Annotated in this window: 22 protein-coding genes; 3 read left to right on the top strand and 19 right to left on the bottom strand. The window is 39.0% G+C overall.

Features of this window, described 5'->3' with window-relative positions; genetic code table 11:
- Positions 1 to 4 precede the first annotated feature (4 nt).
- From CEQ21_RS17900 to citZ, 11 genes are all read right to left on the bottom strand, one after another.
- Complete coding sequence (locus CEQ21_RS17900; protein ID WP_185765688.1) at positions 5 to 1,417, bottom strand: replication initiation and membrane attachment family protein; 1,413 nt, start codon at positions 1,415 to 1,417, stop codon at positions 5 to 7.
- A gap of 165 nt (positions 1,418 to 1,582) precedes the next feature.
- Complete coding sequence (nrdR, locus tag CEQ21_RS17895) at positions 1,583 to 2,038, bottom strand: transcriptional regulator NrdR (RefSeq protein ID WP_127737077.1); 456 nt, start codon at positions 2,036 to 2,038, stop codon at positions 1,583 to 1,585.
- Positions 2,039 to 2,240: 202 nt separating this feature from the next.
- Entirely contained in the window at positions 2,241 to 2,840 is a 600-nt protein-coding gene (coaE, locus tag CEQ21_RS17890; protein WP_185765687.1) for a dephospho-CoA kinase, read from the bottom strand.
- Positions 2,841 to 2,884: 44 nt separating this feature from the next.
- Positions 2,885 to 3,520, bottom strand: coding sequence for a sporulation membrane protein YtaF (ytaF, locus tag CEQ21_RS17885; RefSeq protein ID WP_185765686.1), 636 nt, complete (start codon positions 3,518 to 3,520; stop codon positions 2,885 to 2,887).
- A 79-nt stretch (positions 3,521 to 3,599) separates the two neighbouring features.
- On the bottom strand, positions 3,600 to 4,424 hold the full coding sequence (mutM, locus tag CEQ21_RS17880) for a DNA-formamidopyrimidine glycosylase (RefSeq protein ID WP_185765685.1): 825 nt from the start codon (positions 4,422 to 4,424) through the stop codon (positions 3,600 to 3,602).
- 18 nt (positions 4,425 to 4,442) lie between these two features.
- A complete protein-coding gene (gene polA / locus CEQ21_RS17875; RefSeq protein ID WP_185765684.1) occupies positions 4,443 to 7,067 on the bottom strand; it encodes a DNA polymerase I in 2,625 nt (874 codons plus the stop codon).
- Positions 7,068 to 7,681: 614 nt separating this feature from the next.
- Positions 7,682 to 9,439 carry a two-component system histidine kinase PnpS gene (gene pnpS, locus CEQ21_RS17870; RefSeq protein WP_185765683.1) on the bottom strand — a complete coding sequence of 586 codons (1,758 nt, stop codon included), beginning with the start codon at positions 9,437 to 9,439 and terminating at the stop codon, positions 7,682 to 7,684.
- Positions 9,440 to 10,150: a response regulator transcription factor gene (locus CEQ21_RS17865; RefSeq protein WP_185765682.1), complete on the bottom strand. Its 711-nt coding sequence runs from the start codon at positions 10,148 to 10,150 to the stop codon at positions 9,440 to 9,442.
- Positions 10,151 to 10,341: 191 nt separating this feature from the next.
- Positions 10,342 to 11,277, bottom strand: coding sequence for a malate dehydrogenase (gene mdh / locus CEQ21_RS17860; RefSeq protein WP_185765681.1), 936 nt, complete (start codon positions 11,275 to 11,277; stop codon positions 10,342 to 10,344).
- 146 nt (positions 11,278 to 11,423) lie between these two features.
- Positions 11,424 to 12,692 (bottom strand): NADP-dependent isocitrate dehydrogenase, encoded by a 1,269-nt coding sequence (gene icd / locus CEQ21_RS17855; protein ID WP_185765680.1) that lies wholly within the window; start codon positions 12,690 to 12,692, stop codon positions 11,424 to 11,426.
- Between the two features lie 205 nt (positions 12,693 to 12,897).
- On the bottom strand, positions 12,898 to 14,013 hold the full coding sequence (citZ, locus tag CEQ21_RS17850; protein ID WP_185765679.1) for a citrate synthase: 1,116 nt from the start codon (positions 14,011 to 14,013) through the stop codon (positions 12,898 to 12,900).
- 657 nt (positions 14,014 to 14,670) lie between these two features.
- On the opposite strand from citZ, the gene CEQ21_RS17845 reads away from it, so the two are divergent.
- Positions 14,671 to 15,234 carry a transposase gene (locus tag CEQ21_RS17845; protein WP_185765678.1) on the top strand — a complete coding sequence of 188 codons (564 nt, stop codon included), beginning with the start codon at positions 14,671 to 14,673 and terminating at the stop codon, positions 15,232 to 15,234.
- Complete coding sequence (locus CEQ21_RS17840; protein ID WP_185767319.1) at positions 15,120 to 16,061, top strand: IS3 family transposase; 942 nt, start codon at positions 15,120 to 15,122, stop codon at positions 16,059 to 16,061. Before CEQ21_RS17845 ends, CEQ21_RS17840 begins: the two co-directional genes overlap by 115 nt.
- 123 nt (positions 16,062 to 16,184) lie before the next feature.
- Here the strand turns inward: CEQ21_RS17840 and ggt are convergent, their stop codons facing one another.
- The 3 genes from ggt to CEQ21_RS17825 form a co-directional block, all read right to left on the bottom strand.
- Positions 16,185 to 17,765, bottom strand: coding sequence for a gamma-glutamyltransferase (gene ggt, locus CEQ21_RS17835; RefSeq protein ID WP_185765677.1), 1,581 nt, complete (start codon positions 17,763 to 17,765; stop codon positions 16,185 to 16,187).
- On the bottom strand, positions 17,762 to 19,000 hold the full coding sequence (locus CEQ21_RS17830) for an MFS transporter (RefSeq protein WP_185765676.1): 1,239 nt from the start codon (positions 18,998 to 19,000) through the stop codon (positions 17,762 to 17,764). The genes ggt and CEQ21_RS17830 overlap by 4 nt, the downstream gene beginning before the upstream one ends.
- A 291-nt stretch (positions 19,001 to 19,291) precedes the next feature.
- Positions 19,292 to 19,753 carry a DUF441 domain-containing protein gene (locus tag CEQ21_RS17825; protein ID WP_185765675.1) on the bottom strand — a complete coding sequence of 154 codons (462 nt, stop codon included), beginning with the start codon at positions 19,751 to 19,753 and terminating at the stop codon, positions 19,292 to 19,294.
- A 206-nt stretch (positions 19,754 to 19,959) separates the two neighbouring features.
- On the opposite strand from CEQ21_RS17825, the gene ytvI reads away from it, so the two are divergent.
- Positions 19,960 to 21,069 carry a sporulation integral membrane protein YtvI gene (gene ytvI / locus CEQ21_RS17820; protein WP_419181623.1) on the top strand — a complete coding sequence of 370 codons (1,110 nt, stop codon included), beginning with the start codon at positions 19,960 to 19,962 and terminating at the stop codon, positions 21,067 to 21,069.
- A 51-nt stretch (positions 21,070 to 21,120) separates the two neighbouring features.
- On the opposite strand, the gene CEQ21_RS17815 is transcribed toward ytvI, so the two are convergent.
- From CEQ21_RS17815 to accD, 5 genes are all read right to left on the bottom strand, one after another.
- Positions 21,121 to 21,510 (bottom strand): FxsA family protein, encoded by a 390-nt coding sequence (locus tag CEQ21_RS17815; RefSeq protein ID WP_185765673.1) that lies wholly within the window; start codon positions 21,508 to 21,510, stop codon positions 21,121 to 21,123.
- A gap of 161 nt (positions 21,511 to 21,671) precedes the next feature.
- Positions 21,672 to 23,432: a pyruvate kinase gene (pyk, locus tag CEQ21_RS17810; protein WP_185765672.1), complete on the bottom strand. Its 1,761-nt coding sequence runs from the start codon at positions 23,430 to 23,432 to the stop codon at positions 21,672 to 21,674.
- A gap of 103 nt (positions 23,433 to 23,535) precedes the next feature.
- The gene (pfkA, locus tag CEQ21_RS17805; protein ID WP_127737897.1) at positions 23,536 to 24,495 is read right to left on the bottom strand and encodes a 6-phosphofructokinase; all 960 of its coding nucleotides are present in this window, start codon (positions 24,493 to 24,495) and stop codon (positions 23,536 to 23,538) included.
- 502 nt (positions 24,496 to 24,997) lie between these two features.
- A complete protein-coding gene (gene accA, locus CEQ21_RS17800; RefSeq protein WP_185765671.1) occupies positions 24,998 to 25,951 on the bottom strand; it encodes an acetyl-CoA carboxylase carboxyl transferase subunit alpha in 954 nt (317 codons plus the stop codon).
- Complete coding sequence (gene accD, locus CEQ21_RS17795) at positions 25,945 to 26,814, bottom strand: acetyl-CoA carboxylase, carboxyltransferase subunit beta (RefSeq protein WP_185767318.1); 870 nt, start codon at positions 26,812 to 26,814, stop codon at positions 25,945 to 25,947. Before accD ends, accA begins: the two co-directional genes overlap by 7 nt.
- Between the last annotated feature and the right edge of the window lie 65 nt (positions 26,815 to 26,879).

Genomic DNA, 26,879 nt, shown 5'->3' with positions numbered 1-26,879 from the left:
CCACCTATTTTCTTAAGTTTTTTATTTCCTCTTCTAACTCTTTAAGGAAGTCATTATTCACATCATCGGCATTTGCCTCATCTAGCTTACTTTCACCAGTATTAGACGGCTTGTCCTGTCCAAACCATTCTGGAATTTTCTCCTTACGGATGACTTTTTTCGAACCTTTATTAGAGCTCGGCGTATTTTTGCCATTTGCCCAATCAAGATACTGCTGATGTTCCTTTTTAGCTAAATCCATGGCATCCTTGACTGTTTGAATCCTTTTTCTTACCCATTGTCCTGCAATTTTCTCCACATAGCCCTTCGTCAGCTTCATATCTGTCTTAAGCATAACATATTGAATTAGTACATTAATAACGCCAGAAGGGAGCTTCTGGGCAAACATAACTTCTTCTATTATTTGGAGATCAGCCTTCGACGGCTCTGCTCCGCCTCCTATATCTCTTAATAGCTGCCTTGGTGAAGTAGTGTCTAAATAATAAAGAAGCTCCTCTTCTTTTGTTTTCGGTGTCTCTATTTGTGACTGAAGCTGTAGTGGCTGTGTCCTGTCTACTAATAACGGCAGCTTGCCGGCATGTTGGAATTGATACCAGTCTCTTGCCGCTATGCGCAGCTCCTCCAGATCAATTTCCTCGTTAGGATTTATCGCACTCATCACAATATTTTTCATTTCAATCGGATTAATTCCATACAAGAAAGATAATGTCTGAATGGCTTCTTTCACTTTGGTTGTCAACGCCTTTTTAGACAGGAATGATTCGTTCAGTCCTGCAAGAAGCAGGTCAAAATCAAAATCGGCATTTTCAATTTTCATGTTCGTCTGTTCTTTTTTGCCAATCAACACAACATCTTGTTCAAGTGCTTCTTCGCCTTCTAACTCATAGGTGGAGCGGACAACACTTGAATGATCTGACATAAACACATCCTGGAACGCCTTCGTAACTTGTCTAAACTCTTTCACATCTGCTTTGCGCTCTTCAGCAAAGAATTTCTTCAGCCGATTATATTGTGCTTTTCCTATTTTTCGGTAAAGGTAAACATTAAGTATGCCGTCAAGAAAGAATTGCTCTGGTGTCAATGGCGGCTGTAATTCATAGATGAACGAGCGGTTTTCCCCTTCTTTTTTCATATACGTTTTAAGCAGCCCGATTCCCTCAAGCTTACATCGTGCCTGATAAATTTCTTTTAAGCCACAATCCATAAAATTCATCAGGCTGTGATGCGAATGGTCAGCAGACCAAAGTCTGTTTTCCTCCACCTCACCCCATAACGTCATATATAATCCAAAACAGGCGGAACCGATAAGCGGCTGATATAAAAAGGTAATTACCTTGCGATCATACTCACTTATCAGTCCGTTTGTCGAAACTTGATATCTATCTATTGGAAGCAAGTCCTGCCAATGCTGTGACATAAACTAAGTCACTCCTTTGCTATTATTGCTCGACTTAGCTGTAATGCATGATTTTTTAGCGATTATACAAGTCAAAAAAGAGCCAAAGAATCCTTCAGCTCCTTTTATTTTAACATTTGTTGAATGCATCTGCATTTCTAATAACAGCACAAAAACACCGCTGTTTTACCCCTTTTTAATCAGCTCTTTCAGTTCTTCTATAAAAACATTTATATCTTTAAATTGACGATAAACAGATGCAAAGCGGACATATGCCACCTCGTCTACTTTCGCCAATCGATCCATGACCATTTCACCGATATCTTCACTATTAATCTCCGAAACGGCGTTGCTTCTAAGTTCCTTTTCGATTTCAGCCGTTATTTCCTCGAGTTGCTTTAAGGCAACTGGTCTTTTTTCACAAGCCCTTATAAGACCACGCAGGATTTTATCACGACTGAATTCTTCACGGGTACCTTCCTTTTTCACAACGATCAACGGTATTTCTTCTACTTTTTCGAAAGTAGTAAAGCGGTAACCGCACTCCTCGCATTCTCTTCTCCTGCGAATAGAGCGGCTGTCATCAACAGGTCGTGAATCAAGAACACGGTTATTATTATGTTGACATGAAGGACATCTCATCTATATCAGCTCCGAATTCATTGTTCGCAATGTATTGATTCCCATTAATAATATCTTATAGAAAAGTGCTAGTTTGTACAAGTGATAGAATAAATTAATTCACTTATGTAGCCTTATTATGTCCATTTCTTGATGAAACAATGAAAAACGCAAAAATTTCTTCCTAAAAAACTGCCCCATCGAATCGATGAGGCAGCACATTTTAAAGGACCTTCCAGTCCTGAAGTATCTTAAGCGCCTGGTCTTTAGAGGCTTCGACTGTTCCATTATTGTCGATTATCTTGTCTGCCAGCGCTTTTTTCTCCTGCAAAGGCATTTGTGCTTCGATTCTTAATTTCGCTTGCTCAAGAGACAATTTGTTCCTGCCCATCAAACGGTTTATTTGAGTCTCTGTATCAACATAGACAAGGATTGTCTTGTCGACAGTGCTGTCCAGCTTGTTTTCAAACAGTAAAGGGATATCCAAAATGACTGCCATATGCCCTTTTGCGATGGCTTCATTTTGCTTTTTGTTCATCCTGTTTCTCACCTCTGGATGGACGATACCATTCAGCACAGCTCTTTGCTTTTCATCGCGAAACACTATTTCGCCAAGCTTTGCTCGATTCAGGCCTCCATCCTCCAGCAAAATCATAGTGCCAAAATGCTCCACAATTTTACTGTACCCAGGCTCCCCTTTTTCAACAGCCAAACGCGCTTCCACGTCTGCATCTATAATCGTTAAGCCGAGAGATCTCAAATAATTAGAAATGGTGCTTTTCCCGCTTGCAATGCCGCCTGTTAAGCCTATAATTAAAGTCATTTGCTTTTTCCTGCCTTTGGTCAATGGTTTCTTTAAAACTATGTCTAAAGCTTAAATATGCCTATGATGATTAAGATGATACCTGGAATAAACGAAAATTTCTCCATATAGCTTTTTTTAGAAAGGAGCACGCCTCCAACCATACCTAACGATACAAAGGACGTGCTCATAACAATGACTGCAATCGTCAAAAAGAGCGGGGAGTACCCAAGCATGGAAGCCCCAATTCCTGCCCCAAACGCATCTAATGAAAGGGCAAAGCCAAGGACAATCGCTTCAACTCCTGTAATCGTTCCAGAATTGTCAAAATCCGCTGACATTGGTTTCTTTAAAATATTAATAACGATTCCCAACGATTTTATTTCGAAATTCACCAAATTTTTTTCTTTTGTGATAATCTCTTTTTCTTTATCCGGCTGAAAAAATTGATACAATATCCATAATCCTAAAATAATGAGAATACCGCCGCCAATACTTTCGGCAAAATCAGAAGAGAATACTTGTGCAATCACATGCCCCACCAGCATGGAAACTAAAAGTGTCAGTCCTGAGCAGCAGGCGATGATGAAGATCGATTTAAAGGGAATCTTCATCTTTCGCAAGCCATAAGTGAATCCGACACTAAAATTATCAATGCTGACAGCCAAGGCTAAGAGGAAAAGAGAAAGTATTTGTGACATCGTAAAAAAGCTCCTTCCTAACGGATAGTAATATACTATATGGAAGGAGCCCATCCAATGTTAATCCAATATATAAAGCTTATTTCTGGCAGTGTGGACAAAATACAGTCCCTCTGCCTCCAACAATAATTCTTTCTAATTCGGTCCCGCAGTTTTTGCAGGCTTCGCCTTTCCGCCCATACACGAATAATTCAAGCTGGAACATTCCGATCTGTCCTTGTGTATTGACATAAGAGCGTATAGTGCTTCCACCTTTTTCAACAGCCTCTGAAAGTGTCGCAATAATTTCTCTATATAGCGTGTCAGCTTCATTTTCATTAATCGTATTTGCGATTCTTTCAGGATGGATACCGCTGCGAAACAATGCTTCGTCAACATAAATATTACCTAATCCAACGACAATCTTTTGATCCAGCAAAGCGGTTTTAATACTTCTTGTCGTTTTCGCCAATCTTTCCTTGAAGTTTCCAATTGTAAAGGACGAATCGAAAGGCTCTGGTCCAAGCTGGGAAAGAGGCAATGTTTGATGCTCCTCCCCTTTTTTAAACAGATGCATCGTTCCAAATTTCCGGACATCCTTATAACGCAGCTCTGTGCCGTCTTCAAAATAAAAAATCACATGGGTATGTTTATCTACAGGATCATCCTTGGAAAATAAACCATATCTTCCTTCCATCCGCAAATGGGAAACGATTGTAAAATCACTCGTTTCAATAAGAAGAAACTTACCTCTCCGCTTAATATCTTCTATTCTTTGACCAACAAGAGCATCAGAAAATTCTTCGACATTTTCCGGTCTTTTTATCATCTTCGCCCACGAAACAACTACTTCTTTAATGACCTTTTTGTGTGTGAGCTCTTTAAGAGTACGTCTGACCGTTTCTACTTCTGGTAATTCAGGCACTTTATTTCCTCTTTTCTATTACTTAGCATCAAACCATGTATCGCCATACGAATAATCTACCTTCAGCGGTACACTTAATTCCACGGCGTTTTCCATCACATCAGGCACAATTTCCTTCAGCTTTTCAATTTCATCTTTTGGAGCTTCAAAAATCAATTCATCATGCACTTGAAGAAGCAGCTTCGCTTGTAAGCCTTCTGTTTCAAGGCGGTTCGCCATTTCAATCATTGCTTTTTTAATGATGTCTGCCGCACTTCCTTGTATCGGAGTGTTCATTGCTGTCCGCTCAGCGAAACTGCGTAAGTTAAAGTTTCTGCTTGTAATATCAGGCAAATATCTTCTTCTATGAAGCAATGTGGAGACATAGCCTTGCTGTTTAGCATCTGCCACTATTTCGTCCATATATGTCTTAACGCCAGGATAGCTTTCCAAATATCTTTCAATAAATTTCCCAGCTTCCTTCCTCGTTATATTCAAGCTTTGGGATAAGCCGTAATCGCTTATACCGTAAACAATTCCGAAGTTGACCGCTTTAGCATGTCTTCTCATATTGGATGTAACTTCATCTGCTTCGACATGGAATACAGACATGGCCGTTTCCGTATGAATATCATGATCTTCTCTGAATGCTTCAATTAGCTTTTCATCATTTGCAATATGTGCAAGCACACGAAGCTCAATTTGACTGTAATCTGCCGCGAATATGATCCAATCCTTTTCAGAAGGAACAAAAGCTTGTCTAATTTTTCTGCCTTCCTCTAATCTGATTGGAATGTTTTGCAAGTTAGGATCAATGGAGCTCAAACGTCCTGTTTGTGTCAGCACCTGATTAAAGCGTGTATGAATCTTGTTATCGTGAACTACTTTTTGAAGACCTTCAATATAAGTTGATTGAAGCTTGCCAAGCTGTCTGAATTCAAGAATCTCCTTAATAACATCATGGGAGCTTGCCAACTGCTCTAATACATCAGCAGAAGTGGAGTAACCAGTCTTCGTTTTTTTAACTACAGGCAGTCCAAGCTTTTCAAACAAAATAACGCCTAATTGCTTAGGTGAATTAATGTTAAATGTTTCTCCTGCCAAATCGTAGATGCGATTTTCAATACTCTTTAGCCTATCATTGATTTCTGCACCCATTTTTTGCAGGCGCTCCACATCAACCTGAACTCCTGTTGATTCCATATCTGCAAGCACAAGGCTAAGCGGCATTTCAAGTTGATGGAACAGCTCCTCTTGTCCATTTGCTTTAAGCTCTTCCTCCATTTTTTCCTGAATAGCCGCAAGAGCAAACGTTTTGCGAACAAGATGATCTGCTAGCATTTCCTCCTCAGGCACCTTGCGTTTTGCTCCTTTTCCATAAAATACTTCGTCTGATTGAATGTTCGTAAAGCCGTATTTTTTTGCAACAGATGCTACGTCGTCAATCGATGCGGACGGATCTGCAAGATATGCTGCAATCAAACAATCAAATGTGATTCCCTTCAAATGGATTCCTTTATGACGGAGGGCAACCTCTGACCTTTTCGCATCATATACAGTCTTCTGCTTTGTTTCATCTTCTGCCCATTCCTTAAATGCTTCGGATTCGAGAGCTGCTTCAATAGGCAAATAAAATGCGCCGTTCTCATTAACTAACGAGATACCGATTATAGGTGCATAGTGGTAATTGTCCTCAAGCACTTCAACATAAAGGGTATTTTTATCTGCAAAAATCTCCTTCGTAATTTCCTTCACTGGCTCATATTCAATCGCTTCGAGTTCTTCTTCTTCTTCAACAGGTGCATCTCCGAGCTTGTCCAAAAGAGAATTAAAGCCAAGCTCTTTGAAAAATGGGCGCAGCTTTTCTTCGTTCATACCTGGAAATTCTAATTCACCCAAACCAACAGTTAGCGGTGCCTCTCTTGTTATGGTGGCAAGCTCCTTGCTCATTAATGCTTGGTCCTTAAATTCTTCCAGCTTTTCTTTTAGCTTCTTCCCACTGACCTTGTCGATGGATACCAACAGGTTTTCTAGTGTTTCGAATTCCTTCAGAAGCTTAATGGCCGTTTTTTCTCCGACTCCCGGAACTCCTGGGATATTATCAGATGCATCTCCCATAAGCCCTTTCATGTCGATGATTCGATCAGGAGTCAAGCCGTATTTCTCTTGAATATGCTCCGGTGTATATGATTCGATATCTGTAATCCCTTTTCTTGTAATGTAAACAGTCGTTTTATCCGAGCTAAGCTGTGTCAAGTCCTTGTCTCCTGAAATGACAATAACCTCATACCCATCTTTTTCTCCTTGCAGAGAAAGTGTTCCGATAATATCATCCGCTTCATAGTTTTCAAGCTCATAATGTTTAATTCCATATGACTGCAATAATTCTCTTATATATGGAAATTGTTCTGATAGTTCAGGCGGTGTCTTCTGCCGGCCACCCTTATACTCACTGAATGTTTTATGGCGGAACGTTGTTTTGCCTGCATCAAAAGCAACGAGCAAATGTGTCGGCTTTTCGTCTTCTAATATTTTCATGAGCATCATTGTAAATCCGTAAACAGCATTTGTATGTACACCTTTGTCATTGTTCAGCAGCGGCAAGGCAAAAAATGCTCTGTATGCGATGCTGTTCCCGTCAATTAGGATCAGTTTTTTCTTCAAATTTTATTTCCTCCATTCATAATTTCCCTCTATATCAGCCTTGTGGCTTTAACAGCAAAATAAGTAGTACTATTATGGTCTAATCCTTTATATTTTACCATGAGTAATTATAGAATGTAAGAAATTGCCCTTGTTAAAGAGCTGAAAGAAATGGGTTTGGGACTTAAAAAAAAACAAAAAAGGAATAAGACAAAATTTATACCATCCTTAAGGGCGAATAGTATATCGTTCGTTTTTTTCTTGTTGTGGTGTCTTTCGGTTTAATTAATTACGATAATTAAACATTTTAGTGGAATAGAGCGAAGGCTCCTTGAATACTAAGGGGAATGGACCAAACAGGCGCAACCGAGAAGGCTAATCCATACCTGCCCGCTAAAAAGCGCGAGGACGAAAGTCATATTAAATTTTACTATGTATATATTAGGACAATCTTCAATAATCGTTTTCTTCAAATTAATCTCTATCTTTTCTCATATAAATGTAAGAAGCCGAAAGCGGGGTGGCTTTCGGCTTCACTCTTAACCTAATGGATAAGGGGGGTCTTCACTAGTATTGTAGCAAACCCTTGTAAACGCTTTGCAAACCCTATGTAAAAGTAATGTAAACTTGTACAATTAATATGGGAATCTTTTATGCAATAAAATGGTAAAAACTGTTCCTTTACCTACCTCGCTGTCTACCTTTATAACTCCTTTATGGAGTTCCACAAGATGCTTCACGATGGCAAGTCCAAGGCCAGTTCCACCAGAATTTCTGCTTCGCGCCTTATCCACCCTGTAAAAACGCTCAAAAATCCTTGGAATTTCTCCTCTTTCAATCCCTATACCAGTATCTGCAACTGACACGGAAATATTTTTTTCTTTTTCCTCAACAGAAACCGTAACTGTACCTCCGTTTACTGTGTAAGAAATGGCGTTTGATATTAAATTCATAAACACCTGAATAAGTCGGGCTCTGTCCCCTTCCATCCAAACCTCGTTACCAAGCCGTTCAAATTCAAGCTGTATTCCTTTAGCCTCTGCTTTATTCGAAAGCAGCTTGCGGACCTCTTCTAAGATATCCACAATATTAATAGGTTCTTTCACCAATGAAAAATTGTGCTGCTCCAGCTTTGTCAAATCAAGCAAATCCTGAATGAGCGATTGCAGTCTGTCACTTTCTTTTAAGATAATTTGTAGAAACTCAACCAACGCCTCTTTATTATCCATTGCTCCATCTAACAGCGTTTCCGAAAACCCTTTTATAGAGGTAATAGGTGTCTTCAGTTCATGGGACACATTTGCAACAAAGTCCTTCCTGATTTGTTCGAGTTTTTTTAGCTCTGTAATGTCATGAAATACAAGCAAAATTCCCATCCACATATCATTTGTACCGATAATCGGCACACCATACACTTGAAAACTTTTTTTCTCAAAGTGGATATTAAGCTGCAATTGCTTAACGACCTTATGCTCTGTCATGAAAATTTCCTCGACCAAATCAGATATTTCCCTATGCTCAATAACGTGATAATAAAGCTTGTACAAATATTCAGATGAATTAACCATAAATAAATCCTTGTAAGCTCTATTTACAAGATTGATATAGCCTCTACTGTCTATTAACAGTAATCCACTGCCAATGTTCTCAATAAGCGTACCAAGACGGTCCTGTTGAATTTCCTGAGCCTTGACCATCTCCTGCAGGTTTTTCGCCAGCTTATTTAAGGAGGAACTCAGAATTCCTGTTTCATCCATATTATCTTCATATGTACGTGCATGATAATTTCCTTTTGCGAGATCGACAGCCACCTTTGCTGCTGATTCAATTGGTCTCATATAACGGAATACTAGTGTCAAACCAATTACAAAAATTAGCACAAAAGCGATAAGCAATGCTGCAAGGACATATGTATTCATCTTTTGATAGGCATCTTCTTGTGAGGATAAATCAATACCTAAAAACAAATAGCCTTGCTTCTCACCATTAAAGTTCAACTCTTTCCAGTAATAATGGAAATCTGTATCTCCACCTGTATACTCGTTTTGTGGCTGGCTCGATACTTTACTGACAACAGTACTTATGCTTTCCAAAAATTCTTCATGTGATTTATCGCCCTCATCAATGAGAATTTTTCCTTTTGTATCAGTTATCGTTATTTGCAAATCAAGCAGCTCGCTGTATTCCTTGATCTCATTTGTATCTATTTCATCCATGCTGTTAAGCTCGGCCATCTTTGCTGCAAGCAAGGTGCTTTCCCTCTCCAGCCTGATGTTAGATGAGTTTATGTAAGAAGACTTATTAAGCTGATAAATAAACAGACCAAGCACCAAAAAAACAATGGCGACGATCAAAAGCAAACTGGCAAGCAGCCTGGATTTAAATGTTATCATTTATTTTGGTTCCTCTAGCTTATATCCTAATCCACGGATTGTTTTAATATAAATCGGTTTTTTCGTGTTATGCTCCATCTTTTCGCGCAAATGGCTTATATGAACATCTACTATTCTTGTATCCCCAACAAAATCATAGTTCCAAACAGCACTTAAGAGCTGATCTCTTGTAAGCACACGACCTTTGTTTCTAGCCAAATAAAGAAGCAGTTCGAACTCTTTTGGAGTCAGTTCCAGAAGCTCGTCCTTAAAATATGCTTCATAGTGATTAGGCATGACTTTAAGATCCCCGATTTTTAATGTGTCTTTCTCTTCCTTTTCTTGCTCAGAGGATTCCGACTGCAGCTGTGATCTTCTCAGAACAGCTTTAATACGGGCAATGACTTCCCTTGGGCTGAATGGTTTTGTCATATAATCGTCTGCACCAAGCTCTAACCCAAGCACCTTATCAAACTCATCGTCCTTTGCTGTCAGCATAAGAATCGGCGTAAATATTCTTTGCTGCCGTAGATTCTTACATACATCCATTCCATCCATTTTCGGAAGCATCAAATCAAGAAGGATGACATCAGGATTCGACGTTACGGCTAGGTTAAGCCCTTCCTCTCCATCCATTGCCGTAATTACATCATAGCCCGCCTGCTGCAGGTTATATTTTAGCAGTGTTACGATAGACTGCTCATCATCAACTACAAGAACTTTCTTCTTCATTATGTGCCTCCAAGTTTAAAAGTTTCCCCTAAGTCCCCCAAATATTACATATCTATTATAGTATAAATCAGCACGTGATGAACAACAAGCTAAGCTTCTCCTATCCATCCTACTTTCTACATATATTATAACAACTGTACTTTTTATACGAAAAAAGACCCATCATAACGATGGGTCATAGTTTCAACATATTATGTAAGAACCTTTAGTACATTTTTCACAGAACGTACAGATTTGTCTAATGCCGTTTTTTCTGCCTCCGTCAATTCAAGCTCAATCACTTGTTCAATGCCATTTCCCCCGAGAATCGTCGGAACACCCAGGTAAATATCCGAATAACCATATTCCCCATCAAGATAAGCAACCGCCGGCAATACTCTTCTTTGGTCTTTAATAATCGCTTCACACATGTCAGCAAGTGAAGCAGCAGGTGCATAATAAGCGCTTCCATTTCCAAGAAGATTAACAATTTCAGCACCACCATTTCTTGTTCTTTCAATAATTTCTTCCAAGCGGTGCTTCGGTATTAATGTCTCAAGCGGTATACCTCCAGCATAGGAGTAGCGGATTAAAGGCACCATATCATCGCCATGGCCACCGAGAACAAAACCGGTAATATCCTTAACAGAAAGGTTTAATTCCATTGCCACAAAGCTTCTAAATCGAGCAGTATCTAGCACGCCTGATTGACCAATTACTCTTGTTTTTGCAAAGCCTGATTCCTTGAACACAGTGTAAGTCATAGCATCGACTGGGTTTGAAAGAACAATAATAATGCAATCAGGAGAGTATTTGACTACTTCCTTCGTGACCGACTTCATGATACTTTGATTTGTCTGAACTAAATCATCTCTGCTCATTCCCGGCTTTCTTGCAATTCCGGCAGTGATAACTACAATATTAGATCCTTCTGTATCCTTATAATCAGATGTGCCTTTAATATTAGCATCAAATCCTTGAATAGGGCTTGCCTCAAACATATCAAGTGCTTTCCCCTTAGTTGGATTCTCCATCTGTGGAATATCAAGCAGCACAATATCGCTAAGCTCCTTTTGCGCTAATAGAAATGCTGTTGTAGCTCCAGTAAACCCGCTGCCAATAATGGAAATTTTTTTACGTAAACCCATTTGCTTTTCCTCCTTTTTCATTAATTAACTCCAATAAAAGAGGGAAGAGGCCCCTCACACTCTTCCCTCAAACAGACTAAGCCGCACAATATTAACAAGGATTCCTTGCTAAGGAACACCAGTCAAACTCATACAAACAAAAATCTTTAGTCCATATTTTTAATTAATTCATCACCGAATTCAGAGCATTTCACTTCTGTCGCTCCGTCCATTAGGCGTGCGAAATCGTAAGTGACCACTTTTGAAGCGATTGTCTTTTCAACAGAAGCAACGATTAACTGTGCCGCTTCATTCCAGCCTAAATGCTCAAGCAATAAGACGCCTGACAAAAGAACGGAAGAAGGATTCACTTTATCCTGACCAGCATATTTCGGTGCAGTACCATGTGTCGCTTCGAAAATAGCGTGCCCTGTTTCATAGTTGATATTCGCTCCTGGAGCAATCCCGATTCCGCCTACTTGAGCCGCAAGTGCATCGGAAATATAGTCTCCATTCAAGTTCATTGTAGCAACTACATCGAACTCTGTTGGGCGAGTTAAAATTTGTTGCAAGAAGATATCAGCAATAGAATCTTTCACAATGATTTTCCCAGCAGCTTCAGCTTCTGCCTGTGCTTTATTTGCAGCATCAGAGCCTTGCTCTTCTTGAATGCGGTCATATTGTGCCCATGTGAACACCTTGTCCCCGAATTCCTTCTCGGCTAATTCATAACCCCAGTTTTTGAAGGCACCTTCAGTGAATTTCATGATATTGCCTTTATGTACAAGAGTCACAGACTTTCTGCCTTCTTTAATAGCATAATTGATGGCTGCTCGCACTAAACGGCTTGTTCCTTCTTCAGAAACTGGCTTGATTCCTAAACCGGAAGTTTCAGGGAATCTGATTTTGTTAACACCCATTTCATCTTGAAGGAATTTCAATAATTTCGCCACGCCTTCAGAACCTTTTTCATACTCGATTCCTGCATAAATATCCTCTGTATTTTCACGGAAGATAACCATGTCAGTATCCTGTGGACGTTTTATAGGAGAAGGCACGCCTTCAAACCATCTGACAGGACGTAAACATACATAAAGATCAAGCTCTTGACGAAGTGCAACGTTCAATGAACGAATACCGCCGCCAACAGGAGTTGTCAATGGACCTTTTATAGCAATCAAGTATTCTCTTATTTCTTCCAATGTCTCAGATGGCAGCCATTCTCCTGTTTCGTTGAATGCTTTTTCTCCAGCTAACACTTCTTTCCACACAATCTTACGCTCGCCGCTATATGCTTTTTCTACGGCAGCATCAAGCACTCTTGAAGCAGAAGCCCAGATGTCAGGACCGATTCCGTCACCTTCGATAAATGGTACGATTGGATTAGCTGGTACATTTAATACACCATCAACTACTGAAATTTTTTCACCTTTCATATGTATCCCTCCGTTAAAAAAGTATTTCCTGCAAAAGGAACTTTCCTCCTTTTGCAGAAATGGCTAAAGTAAGTTCTCGAGCATATTGGCTTCGTCTAAGAAGGGTGTTTGGCAAAGTATGCCGGTCTTCCCACCATTCCTTAAAAAAGGAAGGTTGGACTCTGCTTGTTCTATGCTAGATTTAGTATATCATAGACGCTTTAACTTAGCGTTCATGAACAGGAATATAAACCGCTCTTTCAGGTCCTGTATAATCAGCTCTTGGTCTGATTAAGCGATTGTTTTCGTATTGCTCCAAAATATGGGCAAGCCAGCCGGAAACCCTGCTAACTGCAAAGATTGGCGTGAACAAATCATGATCGATTTCCAAGCTGTGATAAACAGAAGCAGAAAAGAAATCCACATTAGGAACAAGATTCTTCTTCTCCTTTAACAGCTCTTCGATTTTTATGCTCATATCAAAAAGCTCTGATTGTCCAGTCAATTCTGTCAGCTTGCTTGCCATTTCCTTCAAGTGCTTAGCGCGAGGGTCACCTTTACGGTAAACACGGTGACCGAAGCCCATGATTTTCTCTTTCTTTTCCATTTTCCCAGAAATATATGCATCAACATTATCGACACCGCCGATTTCTGTCAGCATTTTCATAACAGCTTCGTTAGCACCGCCGTGCAATGGTCCCTTTAATGCACCTATAGCAGATGTAATGCCTGAATAAACATCAGACAATGTTGCCACACATACCCTTGCTGTAAAAGTGGAGGCGTTCAGCTCATGGTCTGCATGAAGCACTAATGCTTTATTAAATGCCTCTACCGCAATGCTCTCAGGTTCTTCCCCTGTCAGCATATATAAAAAATTAGCTGCAAAGCTTAAATTTTTCCTAGGTGCAATCGGATCAAGCCCTTTTCTTAATCTAGAAAAGGCTGTAACGATAGTAGGGATTTTGGCTTGTAATCGCAATGCCTTTTGGTAGTTTGTGCTTTCATCCATAAAGTCAGCATCCTTGTCATACACACCAAGAAGGGATACTGCAGAACGAAGAACAGCCATTGGATGCACGTTATTAAGCGGCATTAGCTTCAGCTGTTCAAGCAGCGGCGCAGGCAGCTCTGCATTGTCTGCTAATTCTTGCTTTAACTCATTCAATTCTGCTTCTGTCGGCAACCTTCTGTTCCACAGCAAAAAAACTACTTCTTCAAAACTGGAGTTCTCTGCCAACACATCAATATCATAACCAACATAGGATAATGAATCATCAATGATAGAGCTAATAGAAGAAGTTGTTGCAATTATTCCTTCAAGACCTCTTGTTACTGCCATAAACTATCTCTCCTTTTCTCCTTACTTCTCTCCAATACATCGCAATAAATTAAATACCCATATTATTCATGAATGTAGTTACGAATATATTTAAAAATTTTTTAAATGAATCTTGCCTCTACATTGAATTTTTCGATTATTCTGAATGAAGTTAATTAAGCTTGGTTGGAGCCATTTAATAAAGTTTTAGTGACGGGCTAGAAAACTGCCGTGAAAAAAGTTCACTATTTTGTAAGATTAACTGATTATGTACCTAAAAATCAATAAAAAATTATAGTGCGGATTTTTAAGGTCAGATATTGAGGGACTTTTTTTAACTTTTTAATTGTAAGTCACTTTGCCATTTTTGTCATAATAAGGATTTGTAAATGCTTACATTTTTCATCAAAAAAAATAAGTGATTCCTTTTTGAAAATACGGGTTTTCCGTAACTACATTTTTATTATACCTAATAATTATCAAAATGTCTCATATTTTACACCTATAAACTATCAATATAGTAAAAAATATTACATAGTTACTATCTCGCTTGTAAAATATATTCTTTTCACAGCACTTATATTCCGGAATTTTCATGAAAGAACCTGACAGAACAAATGGGGAGGGTGCTGCACCCCAAAAGTTAGAGTTGAAATCTAACTTTTGGGGGGTTTTTTTATGGCTAAATATAGTGGGAATTTCAAACTAAAAATTGTTCAAGAGTATTTGAAAAGTGCTTTAAGTTATGACCGATTGGCGCAAAAATACAGTATTCCATCTTCTTCACCAATTAAGAATTGGGTAAGTGCTTATAAAGCTTTTGGCGAAAAAGGGTTACAACGGAAAATAGCTAATGAGGAATACCCTGTTCAATTCAAATTGGATGTATTACACTTTAGGAAACAAACAGGTGCTTCTTTTCAAGAGACAGCGATTCAATTTAGGATAAATAATCCGAGTTTAATCGCCAAATGGAACAGTAAATTAGAAAAAGAAGGAATAGAGGGCCTGCAACAAAAAGCAAAGGGGCGCCCGTCTATGTCTAAAAAACCAAAAACAACAGCGAATAAACAGAATAAACCAATGTCACGTGAGGAACAGTTAGAACGTGAAAATGAAATGCTTCGATTAGAGGTTGCCTATTTAAAAAAGTTGAAGGCTTTTCGAGAGAATCCGGATGCCTTCCTCGAAAAGCACAAGCAGCCATCGCCTTCGAACTTAAAGAAGAAGGATTCCGATTAAAAGATGTCTTAACACAAGTGGAAATTCCAGAGGCAACGTATCATTATCAAATCAAACAGATGAAACAAAAGGATCCAAATGAAACGTGGGAAACGTTGATTTTAGAGACGTTTGAGAAGCATAAAGGCAGATATGGTTACCGTCGTATTCATGCGGAATTGAAAATGCAAGGTTACCCCGTTAACCATAAGAAAGTACAACGTATCATGAAGAAGCTAGGTTTGAAATGCGAAAAATTCGTGCGTAAATCACGCTACAAATCGTATAAAGGTACGGTTGGGAAAGTGGCGAAAAATCGTTTGAACCGTCGTTTCCACACACCACATACCCTTCAAAAAGTTGTGACCGACGTAACGGAATTCAAATGTACAAATGATGAGAAGTTGTATTTAAGCCCTATCATGGATTTATATAACGGGGAAATTATTGGGTTTAGTATGTCTAAAAGTCCAACGCTGGAATTTGTGATGGATTCATTAAAACAGGTGCTTCCTATTATTCAAGAGCGTGCCAAATATCGAACAACCATTCACTCCGATCAAGGCTGGCACTATCAGCACTACAAATGGGTACAAACATTGAAAGAAAATAAGATGTACCAAAGCATGTCTCGCAAAGCAACATGTGCAGACAATGCAGCAATGGAGAACTTCTTTGGCTTACTGAAGCAGGAAATGTATTACGGAGAACAATTAATTTCTTACGAAACATTGAATATGAAGATTGAGAAGTACATCCATTACTATAACAACGATCGAATTAAACAAAAACTGGCCGGCATGAGTCCGGTAAAATTCCGAACTCATGCCAGCCAATTAGCTGCATAATAAAAACTCTAACTTTAAGGGGTCACTACCGAGTAGTAAACTTTTTTATAAAAATGAATATGGCACAATAATATTGCATCCAAAGTGGGCACAGCTTCATTGAGGCTGTGCCGAATTCTCTTATTATTTTCCAATTGCGGCCCCATCACTTCTTGGATCGACTCCACCATAAAGATATCCTTGATCATCAATAAGGATTGCATTAGCATGGCCCATTATTCCGTCAAAAGCTTCTACCCTGTTTACCAAGTGACCGGCCTTTTGCAGCTTTTCTAATACGTCTGTTGAAACACGACTTTCCATCTTCAATTCCTCAGTCTTTTCCCCCCATGTTCTGCCCCATACAAATCTTGGTCCACTGATAGCTTCTTGTGGATTCATGCCATAATCAAACATTCTCGTAATCATGACAGTTTGCGTTTGCGGCTGTCCCTCGCCTCCTTGCGTTCCATATAATACATATGGTTTATCGTTTTTAAAAGCCATTGCAGGCATCAATGTATGAAAAGTTCTTTTTTGTGGTTCCAATGCATTAATATGTTGTTCATCTAATGAAAAGAAGGAGCCTCTATTTTGCATAGTTATCCCTGTATCTCCAGCAACAATTCCAGAGCCAAACTCGAAATAAAGACTTTGAATAAAGGAAACTGCATTGCCATCACTATCTACAACTGCAGCATGTGCTGTATCGCTGCCAACAGGCTGTGTTGATATATTACTTGTTTCTTCAATTGATATGGAATTTGCAAGCTCCTTAGCGTATTCCTTGCTTAAGAGCCTATCTAAAGGAATATCATGCCAATTCGGATCTGTTAAGTGCTTGTTTCGGTCATAGAAGCTTGCTTTTATTGACTCCACCAATAAGTGATAATATTGATAAGAACCATGAGGTATCTTAGATAGATCGAAATTTTCCAAAATATTAAGGATCATCAAGCCCACAAATCCTTGTGAATTAGGTGGTACTTGAAATATAGTATAGTCACGATAAGTACTCGAAAGCGGGTCTCCCCACTCTCCCTGATGATCTGCAAAATCAGCTTCTGTTAAAAAGCTACCTTTTTTCTGTAGACTCGTTATGATTTTGTTTGCCAAATCACCTTTATAAAAATCATCTCTTCCCTTTTCTGCCAATTGGGATAATGAGTGTCCCAGATTCGTTTGCACAAACTTTTGAAAAGCACGAGGAGTTTCCCCGTCCGGCAGGAAGATAGCTTCCGTATCTTTATCTTTCTTAAGCAGCTCCACATTCTTTACTGTATTTTCATATTGATCATTCGATAAGGGGAAGCCATACTTTGCATATTCAATCGCAGGCGCTAGTACATCTTGAAGCGACATACTTCCATATTCATTCAATATGGCATCCCAGCTGTCCACCATCCCCGGCACTGTTATAACACTTTCAATGCCTCTAAAAGGGATGGAATCTTTTCCTTTATATTTATCCCTTGTTGCTGCAGCGCCGGATTTGCCGCTGCCATTATAGGAGCGAATTTTCTTGTCCTTTGCCTCATAAGTAAGCCAAAAAGAATCCCCGCCGAGCCCTGTCATATGAGGATAAACGACAGCAAGGCAAGCACTGACAGCCACAGCTGCGTCAAAGGCGTTACCACCATTATCCAGTATCCTTTCACCAGCCTGTGATGCTAAATAATGTGGACTTACAACCATCGTTTTTGTACCAACAATCACTTTATTCAAACTAGCTTCTCCTCCCTTTTTAAGCTGACAGGTTGAATGGAACTGGAACTAGCTTGATTTTTATCAGTCGTGAATAAAAATAACACAGCACCGATTATTAACAACCCTCCTGCTAAATAAAACCCAAATTCAAGACTTCCTGTTTTGTCAGCAAAATACCCTGTAATATATGGTGCGAAAATAGAGGAAAGCATTCCGCTGAAGTTAAAGAACCCATACACTCTTGAATACATCGACTGTGGAGTGATGTCAGCCATATAGGAAATCAAAACTGGATCTAACGCCAATTTTCCAAGTAAACCGTACAAGCATAAGCCGACAATCAAAAAGGAATAATTTTCTGTATACGGGATAATAAATTGACATAATGCACCTGCTAATGCAAGGCCGATAATAAGCGGTTTTCTGCTTTTAATTCGATCAGATAAGAAACCGAAAAGAATTGCTCCAGGGATGGAAGCCCATGGTACTAAAGAAGAAATAATTCCAGTTTGTGATGCTTCAATATCTCTAGCTGTTTGCAAGTAATATGGAAGCCATGTAAGCATTCCGAAAAATCCATATAAAGAGCAGAAAATCAAAATATAAACGAATATATGGTTTTTTGTGAAGATTTTTTTCCACTCCACTTTTTCTGTTGCTTGAACATTCTGTTTTTTCTCTTTATGCGAGTTGTCACGAACAAAAACAGCAATTAAGATACCAACGATAATGGTTGGAATCGCAAATACATAAAAGGGGAATTGCCATCCTTTGTTCAATGTATAAGTAAAATAGCTTGATGACATAAATCCTAGCGAGATACCAAACGCCATACCGCTATTTATGATGGCAGAAACAAGTCCTCGATACTTTTTCGGTGTTATTGTGGAGGAAATTCCGTATTGGGACCCGTAATAGGTGCCTTCTCCTAATCCCGTTAGTGCACGCATCATTAAAAATATGCCGAATGTTGCAGATGCACCGCTCAAATATGTTCCGATACCAAAAACGATAAAGCCGATTACAAGAACTTTCACACGGCCGAATTTATCAGCCAAAATTCCTGTTGGGATTTGCATGAGTGCATATGCAGCAAAGAAAACAGTCGACATTAAGCCTAGCTGTGTTTGATTTAAACTCCATTCCTCCCCGATACTTCCCATAACAGGTGATAAAATATTCCTGTCAGCATACATAAATACCCAGCCTAAAAAGAATAAAAAGATAGTGAGTGCAGGACGTGTTTTTTTCATGTACATGTCTCCTTTAACTAAAATGTTGACATAATAGTATCATGATAAAAACAAAAGGGATTGTATTCTGTCAGATTTTCTGACATGGTTTTTTCGTTTAGAAAACAATTATCTTTATATAATTTCAAAATGTAATTATTATAGCTTTTTTAATTCCAAAACGAATGTTGGTAGCATTTTCACGAAAGATTTTCTTACACTATGTAGAAGTACCCGAAATTAAATAAAAAAAGGACAAAGCTTATAATAGTGGAATAAAAAAAGGGAATCAGCGCTGCTGATTCCCAAAAGTTATTTAAACCATTCCATTGCACGCATTGCCATATAAGCAATGCCTGCACCTATAAGCGGACCAACTGCAACTCCTTTAAACAAAGAAACTGCTAATATTGTCCCTAGCACAAGAGCAGTGGTGATTTGTGGATCTGATGACAATAAATTAACACCGCCTTTTGCCAGCAATGCAACTGCTATACCAGATAATAGTGCAATCCATGCAAATGGTGATTTAAAAGCGGCTGATAAGTCCCGGAAGCCGATTTCACCTGTTGCAATTGGTGCAAGTACTGCAATTGTAATGATGGTCACTCCCCAATTAATACCCTTCGACTGAATGAAGGAGAAGGATTTAGCATCAAGCCCAATCACCTTCAAAAGTAATAAGGCTCCAACTGCAATTAATAGAGACGTATTTTTTGCAATAAGGGCTATAGCAATTAGTAAATACAAAAATAGATAAGATTGACTGAACATAGTTGATTACTCCTTTGCGAAAACTAATTGACCATTAATTGACCCATCCATTTCTTTTCCTCTATAATCAATGATATAACATGGATGAGCCATAGTGATTCACATTATTTTATATGGTTATTTTTGATTAGTATACATATGAATAACAAAGATTAAACAAACTAATATGTATTTTTAAGCGAGAATGGGAGGACAATTGTTTGAATATGACTTTGATTCACCGTTCACTTCGTCTGCTGTTTGTCATTGCAGTGACGATACTAGTATTTGTTGGATTTTTTTATTTATCAAAAATAACCTATCCCTTTATTATAGGCTTTTTGATTGCTTTTCTTATGAACCCCCTTGTTAACTTTCTACAATTCAAGTGCAAATTACCTAGAGCTTTTGCAGTAATCTTAAGCATTATTATTATCTTATCTTTATTTGCAGGACTTATCACCTTGCTGGTTGCAGAGATTGTAACAGGTGCCGCTTATTTAGCGAATGTGGTACCAGAGCATATTAATCTTCTTATTGAATACATCGAAGACTTTTTTACAGCGCAAATTATTCCGTTATATAACCAACTTGCAAGCACATTTAATAATTTAGGCACAAGCCAGCAAAATACGATTATTACTAATATTAAAAATGTTGGCGAACAAATTGGGTCAAGTGTCGGAACGTTTATCCAAACATTCTTTCAGAACATCCCCATTATCTTATCTTGGTTTCCCAATGCTGCTACAGTGATTATTTTTTCTTTATTGGCAACTTTCTTTATAAGCAAAGATTGGAACCGTCTAATTCGGAAATTAACAAACCTGCTGCCTCCCCGCTTCAGCAAAAGCGGAAAGTCAGTGTTTGTCGATTTAAAAAGAGCTTTGCTCGGCTTTTTAAAAGCACAGCTTACATTAGTATCCATAACAACTGTTATCATTCTTATCGGGTTAATCATCCTCCGTGTTGATTATGCCATTACGATAGCGTTAGTCACTGGAATTGTTGATATCATTCCGTATTTAGGGACAGGTCTCGTATTTGTTCCTTGGATTATTTACGAAGTGATCATAGGTCAAATGCCTCTAGCTATTGGACTGACTGTATTGTATATAGTAGTTCTTGTCCAAAGGCAAATTATGGAGCCAAAAATACTATCATCCAGCATCGGGCTTGATCCCCTTGCAACCTTAGTCGCCTTATTTGTCGGCTTTAAGCTCATTGGATTTCTAGGATTAATTGTCGGTCCAGTAACACTTGTAATCATTAGCACGTTAAATAAGGCAGGTGTTTTCGCCGATCTATGGAGCTTTATTAAAGGAGCAGAAAAATAACAAAAAAAACAGCGGCTTGGAAAATCCATGCCGCTGTTTTTTTTAAACCGTCTATTGCTGGATAATAATCCTGTTCTTTTGCAGCAGTTTTTTCTGCATATAATGAAGCAACAGCTTTTTGCAGAGCTTTCTAGTTGGCGGAAGCAGCAGCAAAGCACCAACAATATCAGACAGAAATCCTGGCAACAGCATAAAGATTCCACCAATTAATACGCAAAAGCCATTCAAAATGGCGTCACCAGGCAGAATTCCAAGACTAAGCTGTTCCTGAACATTTCTGATTGCTTTAACGCCTTCCTTCTTCAAAATAAAAGCTCCCAGCAAGCTAGTTACTACTACTAATATTAACGTCTCCGGAATGCCGATTAACTTCCCTGATAACAGGAATGCAGCTAATTCGACAAGCGGCAGAATCAATAATGCAATAAAGAGATTACGCAAATGACGCTCCTCCTTTAATACTTCTTTTCTCCATTATAGCTTTTTCTTTACAATTATAAAAATATTAGTACCAAGCATTTATTCCCAGAAAAAAAAACACCGAAAGGCACATCCTTGTTTCTAAAAAACAAGGTGAGCTTTTTTCGGCGTTTACTTAAATATTAAAGTACGCTTGCATGTCCGCTGTAGATTGTTCCAATGCGAGAATCAACTGTGATTTCTTGACCATCAGTGAAGATCTCAGTTGCATTTTCCACTCCAACAATAACAGGTATACCAAGGTTAAGTCCAACAACAGCAGCATGGCTTGTTAAACCGCCCTCTTCTGTTATTAATGCACTGCATTTTTCAAGTGCAGGGACCATGTCACGATCTGTTCCTGTTGTAACCAAAACAGATCCTTGCGTTACTTTATCAAGAGCATCCTTTGCGTTTGTAGCAATGATTGCTTTACCATAAGCTGTTTTACGGCCGATTCCTTGACCTTTTGCCAAAATATCACCAACAACATGGATTTTCATAATGTTTGTTGTTCCTGTTTCGCCAACAGGCAAGCCAGCAGTAATAACAACAGTATCACCATGTGTAACGATAGAGCTGTTAACACTTTCTTGGATTGCAACATCAAGCATTTCATCTGTAGACTCACTTCTTGTGCTTAGACGCGGGTATACACCCCATACTAATGCAAGCTGTCTCAAAATAGGTGCATCATATGTTACAGCTACAATTGGAGCTTCTGGACGATATTTAGAAATCATTCTTGCTGTTTGTCCGCTTGCTGTTGGTGTGATAACTGCTTTTACATCAAGGTTCAACGCAGTGTGAGCAACTGATTGTCCGATTGAATCAGTGATATTAGGTTCAACATCTCTGCTTCTCTTCGAAAGAATCTCTTTATAGTTAAGTGCAGTTTCTGCTCTTGAAGCAATGTTGTTCATTGTTTGAACAGCTTCAATTGGGTATGTTCCAGCAGCAGTTTCACCTGAAAGCATGATAGCATCTGTACCATCGAAAATCGCGTTTGCAACGTCACTTGCTTCTGCTCTTGTTGGGCGTGGGTTGCGTTGCATGCTGTCAAGCATTTGCGTAGCAGTGATAACTGGTTTCCCAAGAATATTACATTTTTTGATCAATAATTTTTGTACCAATGGCACTTCTTCTGCAGGTATTTCCACACCTAAGTCACCACGAGCAACCATTAAGCCATCAGAAACTTCCAAGATTTCATCGATGTTATCAACACCTTCTTGGTTTTCGATTTTAGGAATGATATGAACATGAGAAGCGTTATTGTCTTTTAACAACTGCTTGATTTCAAGTACATCAGATGCACGACGCACGAAAGATGCTGCGATGAAATCAACGCCTTGCTCCACACCGAAAAGAATGTCGTTCGTATCTTTTTCTGTGATACCTGGAAGCTTAACAGAAACTCCTGGCACGTTAACACCTTTTTTGTTTTTAAGTGTGCCTGTGTTTAGGATTTTTGTATGTATTTCTCCAGCTGCTTTGTCAATGCTTGTTACTTCAAGTCCGATAAGACCGTCATCTAAAAGGATTTTGCTTCCTTCTTCCACATCATCGATAAGTCCTTCGTAAGTGATGGAAAACTTATCAGCATTTCCTTCTACTTCTGTCATAGACACGATAATGTTATTTCCTGCTACAAGCTCAACTGCTCCGTCTTTCATGTTGTTTGTACGGATTTCAGGGCCTTTAGTATCAAGTAAAATAGCAACGTTTTTACCTGTGATTTCAGACGCTTCACGAATGTTCTTGATACGTGCGCCATGCTCGTCAAAGTCACCATGTGAGAAGTTTAATCTTGCAACGTTCATACCAGCTTCCATAAGTTGTGTAAGCTTTTCAATACTTTCACTAGCAGGACCGATTGTACATACTATTTTTGTCTTACGCATTATATATGCCTCCGTTATAATAATTTTTTTACTAATTATCTCTTTATATTCATGGCAGAGACTCCAAGTAGAATAAATCTAATTCGAGTCTCCTTTTCTATCATCAGATGGATAGTTCTTTTGATAGGCGATATAAGTTCTTGTCAATTGTATGTTTGCGTGATAAAGCCTCAATTATATCATAATCTACTAATTGGTTCTTTTCGATACCGACTGCTCGTCCGCCTTTTCCTTCAACAAGAAGCTCAACAGCGTAAGCCCCAAGTCTGCTTGCAAGCACACGGTCTGCTGCAGTTGGAGATCCTCCGCGCTGCATATGTCCTAATACAGATACACGAGTGTCAAAGCCAGTGTGTTCTTCGATTTGTCTGCCGATTTCGACGCCTGAGCATACACCTTCAGCAACAATGATAATACTGTGTTTTTTGCCGCGCTCGCTTCCTTTTTTCAGACGGTCCACTACTTCATCAATATGGAAGCCTTCTTCTGGAATTAGGATTGTTTCCGCACCGCCAGCTAAACCTGACCAAAGCGCGATGTCACCAGCATTTCTTCCCATTACTTCCACAATGAATGTGCGTTCATGAGATGTTGCTGTGTCGCGGATTTTATCAATCGCATCAATAACTGTGTTCAAAGCAGTGTCAAAGCCGATTGTCAACTCTGTTCCTGGAATATCATTGTCAATAGTTCCCGGCACGCCGACACATGGATAGCCTTGTTCTGTAAGCGCCTTCGCCCCCATGTAGGAACCGTCTCCGCCAATAACTACAAGACCGTCGATACCATGCTTCTTAAGCTGTTCGATCCCTTTTTGCTGACCTTCTTTTGTTTTAAACTCTTCACAACGCGCAGAAAATAGGAAAGTTCCACCACGGTGGATGATGTCACCAACAGAACCAACTTCTAATTTCTTGAAGTTTCCACTGATAAGACCTGCATATCCGCCAATAACTCCGTATACTTCCAAGTTGTGATAAATTGCTTTACGCACAACCGCTCTTACTGCCGCATTCATTCCTGGCGCATCACCGCCACTAGTTAGTACCCCAATTCTTTTCACCATTAAAATCACCTCATACAATTTAATCTACTGCTATGTAGATAAAAACATACATATACTAAATTATATAACATCATTCTGCAATATCTGTCACAAATATTACAAATAAAAAGATAAACATTCCGAAAAAAAGATAATTTTCAAGGTACCTTTTCCTAATTATGATAATTTAGCTTTCATTCTAATTACATTTGACTATAACAATTCTAACATATCATGAAGGCTCATCTATCTCAACTTTATATGAAAAAAAAATAAAAGACGAAATTGTCAGCAAGTTTTTTTCACTCACTCTTTATCTTTTCCCGAATAAAGAAGCTTAAACCATTCTGCATGCTATTTTAACATATCTTCCATTACTTTTTTTACTGCCCTTTTGCATTTTCTCATTTTCTGCTAATAAATGCTACAATTCATACAAAATTTTATGTCTTTTTTCATTACAAAAGAAAAGAGCTTAAATAAGAAAGCTTATGCTCCCCATTTAAGCTCCCGTATTGGCTCACTCGGAAATGTGTTCTCCAATCGCTTTAAACTTATTGTAGCGATGTTCAACAAGCTCTTCTTCTGTCATTGCTTTAAGTTCCTTAAGGGAAGTAAACAGCACAGTTTCAATTTCTTTCGCCTGTGCTTCCACATCATGATGTGCTCCGCCTCTTACCTCTGGAATGATTTTATCAACAATCCCCATTTCCTTTAAATCGGGAGCTGTGATTTTCATTCTTTCAGCAGCTTGCTTCGCCTGATTTGAATCCTTCCACAGGATACTAGCAGCACCTTCCGGAGAAATAACCGAATAAGTGGAGTTTTCCAGCATATGCATATAATTTCCGACGCCTAATGCTAAAGCACCACCACTGCCGCCTTCTCCAATTACTATACACACAACAGGTACCTTCAAGGAAGCCATCTCAAACAGGTTTTTTGCAATAGCCTCGCTTTGGCCTCGCTCTTCAGCAGCCTTACCTGGATAAGCACCTTTCGTATCAATAAAGCATACGATTGGTCTTCTGAATTTATCTGCTTGCTTCATCAGCCTTAATGCTTTTCTATATCCTTCAGGATGTGGCATCCCAAAGTTTCTGCGAATATTTTCCTTCGTATCCTTTCCTCTTTGGTGACCAATTACCGTAACTGGCAAACCTTTAAATTTGGCAATACCTGAAACAATCGCAGCATCATCGCCAAAAGTCCTGTCACCGTGGAGCTCCATGAAATCTGTGAAAAGATAAGGAATATAGTCAAGAGTTGTCGGCCTGCTTGGATGCCTTGCAATCTGCACCCTGTCCCAAGGCTTCATGTTCTCATAAACCTCTTTTTCCAATTTTTCCAATCGTTTTTCCAGCTTTTCAATTTCAGTGGAAAGATCTACATTCGCCTTTTTGGAGAAATCTTCTAATTCTTTAATCTTGTTTTTTAATTCAACAACTGGCTTGTCAAATTCTAGTTCTACCATTCTGAATCACCGCCTGCCTGATGCATTTCTAATACTAAATGAAGCTTTTCTTTCATTTCCAGTCTCGGTATGACGGCATCGAGCTGTCCATGCTTTAATAGAAATTCAGATGTTTGGAAATCCTCTGGCAGCTTCTCTCCAATTGTCTGTTCGATAATTCTTCGTCCAGCAAATCCGATAAGCGCGCCAGGCTCAGCAAAGTTAAAGTCACCTAACGAAGCAAAACTCGCGGAAACGCCTCCGGTAGTCGGATGTGTCATCACTGTAATATAAAGTCCACCATTGTCGCTGAACTTTTTCAATGCTGTACTCGTTTTCGCCATTTGCATCAAACTAAGGACACCTTCTTGCATCCTTGCACCGCCTGAAGCAGTGAAAATAATAAATGGCAATGAAAGCTCATCAGCCTTTTCAATTGCTAAGGTAATCTTCTCACCAACAACGGAGCCCATGCTTCCCATGCGGAAGGTAGAATCCATGACTGCGATCACTACTTTAATACCGTTTATTTCACCTGTTCCAGTTACGACCGCTTCATTCATATTTGTCTTCTTTTGATCGCCTGCAATCTTTTCTTCATAACCAGGAAAATTAAGTGGATTTCCTGTTTTCATGTCTTGGTTCATTTCTGTGAATGTATCTTCATCCAGCAAAGAGCTTAAGCGCTCATAACCTGTCATTGGCAAATGAAAACCACAGTTTAAACAAACTTTAAGATTTTTTTGCAATTCTTTAGTATACATAATTTTTTTACAGTTGCCGCATTTTGTCATGACACCTTCAGGAACATCGTTTTTAGATGATTCAGAAGGGATTGTCGCATATTTCTTTTTTTTCGGTTTCGAAAATATTTCCTTTATCATCAATGTGGAAGCCTCCCCATTTTTCTGCGTTATGTGACTACCCTAGGTCTTAATCCTACTGGTGC

It is taken from the genome of Niallia circulans (assembly GCF_007273535.1).
GTDB lineage: Bacteria > Bacillota > Bacilli > Bacillales > Cytobacillaceae > Niallia > Niallia circulans_B.
Note: the sequence above shows the minus strand (reverse complement) of the source record. Positions and strands in the feature narration are given on the sequence as shown.

What these genes read in the sequence shown, in the direction of transcription:
- CEQ21_RS17900 (WP_185765688.1), bottom strand. Translation starts at nt 1,417, where the DNA reads ATGTCACAGCATTGGCAGGACTTGCTTCCAATAGATAGATATCAAGTT.
- nrdR (WP_127737077.1), bottom strand. Translation starts at nt 2,038, where the DNA reads ATGAGATGTCCTTCATGTCAACATAATAATAACCGTGTTCTTGATTCA.
- coaE (WP_185765687.1), bottom strand. Translation starts at nt 2,840, where the DNA reads ATGACTTTAATTATAGGCTTAACAGGCGGCATTGCAAGCGGGAAAAGC.
- ytaF (WP_185765686.1), bottom strand. Translation starts at nt 3,520, where the DNA reads ATGTCACAAATACTTTCTCTTTTCCTCTTAGCCTTGGCTGTCAGCATT.
- pnpS (WP_185765683.1), bottom strand. Translation starts at nt 9,439, where the DNA reads ATGATAACATTTAAATCCAGGCTGCTTGCCAGTTTGCTTTTGATCGTC.
- CEQ21_RS17865 (WP_185765682.1), bottom strand. Translation starts at nt 10,150, where the DNA reads ATGAAGAAGAAAGTTCTTGTAGTTGATGATGAGCAGTCTATCGTAACA.
- mdh (WP_185765681.1), bottom strand. Translation starts at nt 11,277, where the DNA reads ATGGGTTTACGTAAAAAAATTTCCATTATTGGCAGCGGGTTTACTGGA.
- icd (WP_185765680.1), bottom strand. Translation starts at nt 12,692, where the DNA reads ATGAAAGGTGAAAAAATTTCAGTAGTTGATGGTGTATTAAATGTACCA.
- citZ (WP_185765679.1), bottom strand. Translation starts at nt 14,013, where the DNA reads ATGGCAGTAACAAGAGGTCTTGAAGGAATAATTGCAACAACTTCTTCT.
- CEQ21_RS17845 (WP_185765678.1), top strand. Translation starts at nt 14,671, where the DNA reads ATGGCTAAATATAGTGGGAATTTCAAACTAAAAATTGTTCAAGAGTAT.
- CEQ21_RS17830 (WP_185765676.1), bottom strand. Translation starts at nt 19,000, where the DNA reads ATGAAAAAAACACGTCCTGCACTCACTATCTTTTTATTCTTTTTAGGC.
- CEQ21_RS17825 (WP_185765675.1), bottom strand. Translation starts at nt 19,753, where the DNA reads ATGTTCAGTCAATCTTATCTATTTTTGTATTTACTAATTGCTATAGCC.
- ytvI (WP_419181623.1), top strand. Translation starts at nt 19,960, where the DNA reads ATGACTTTGATTCACCGTTCACTTCGTCTGCTGTTTGTCATTGCAGTG.
- pyk (WP_185765672.1), bottom strand. Translation starts at nt 23,432, where the DNA reads ATGCGTAAGACAAAAATAGTATGTACAATCGGTCCTGCTAGTGAAAGT.
- accA (WP_185765671.1), bottom strand. Translation starts at nt 25,951, where the DNA reads ATGGTAGAACTAGAATTTGACAAGCCAGTTGTTGAATTAAAAAACAAG.
- accD (WP_185767318.1), bottom strand. Translation starts at nt 26,814, where the DNA reads ATGATAAAGGAAATATTTTCGAAACCGAAAAAAAAGAAATATGCGACA.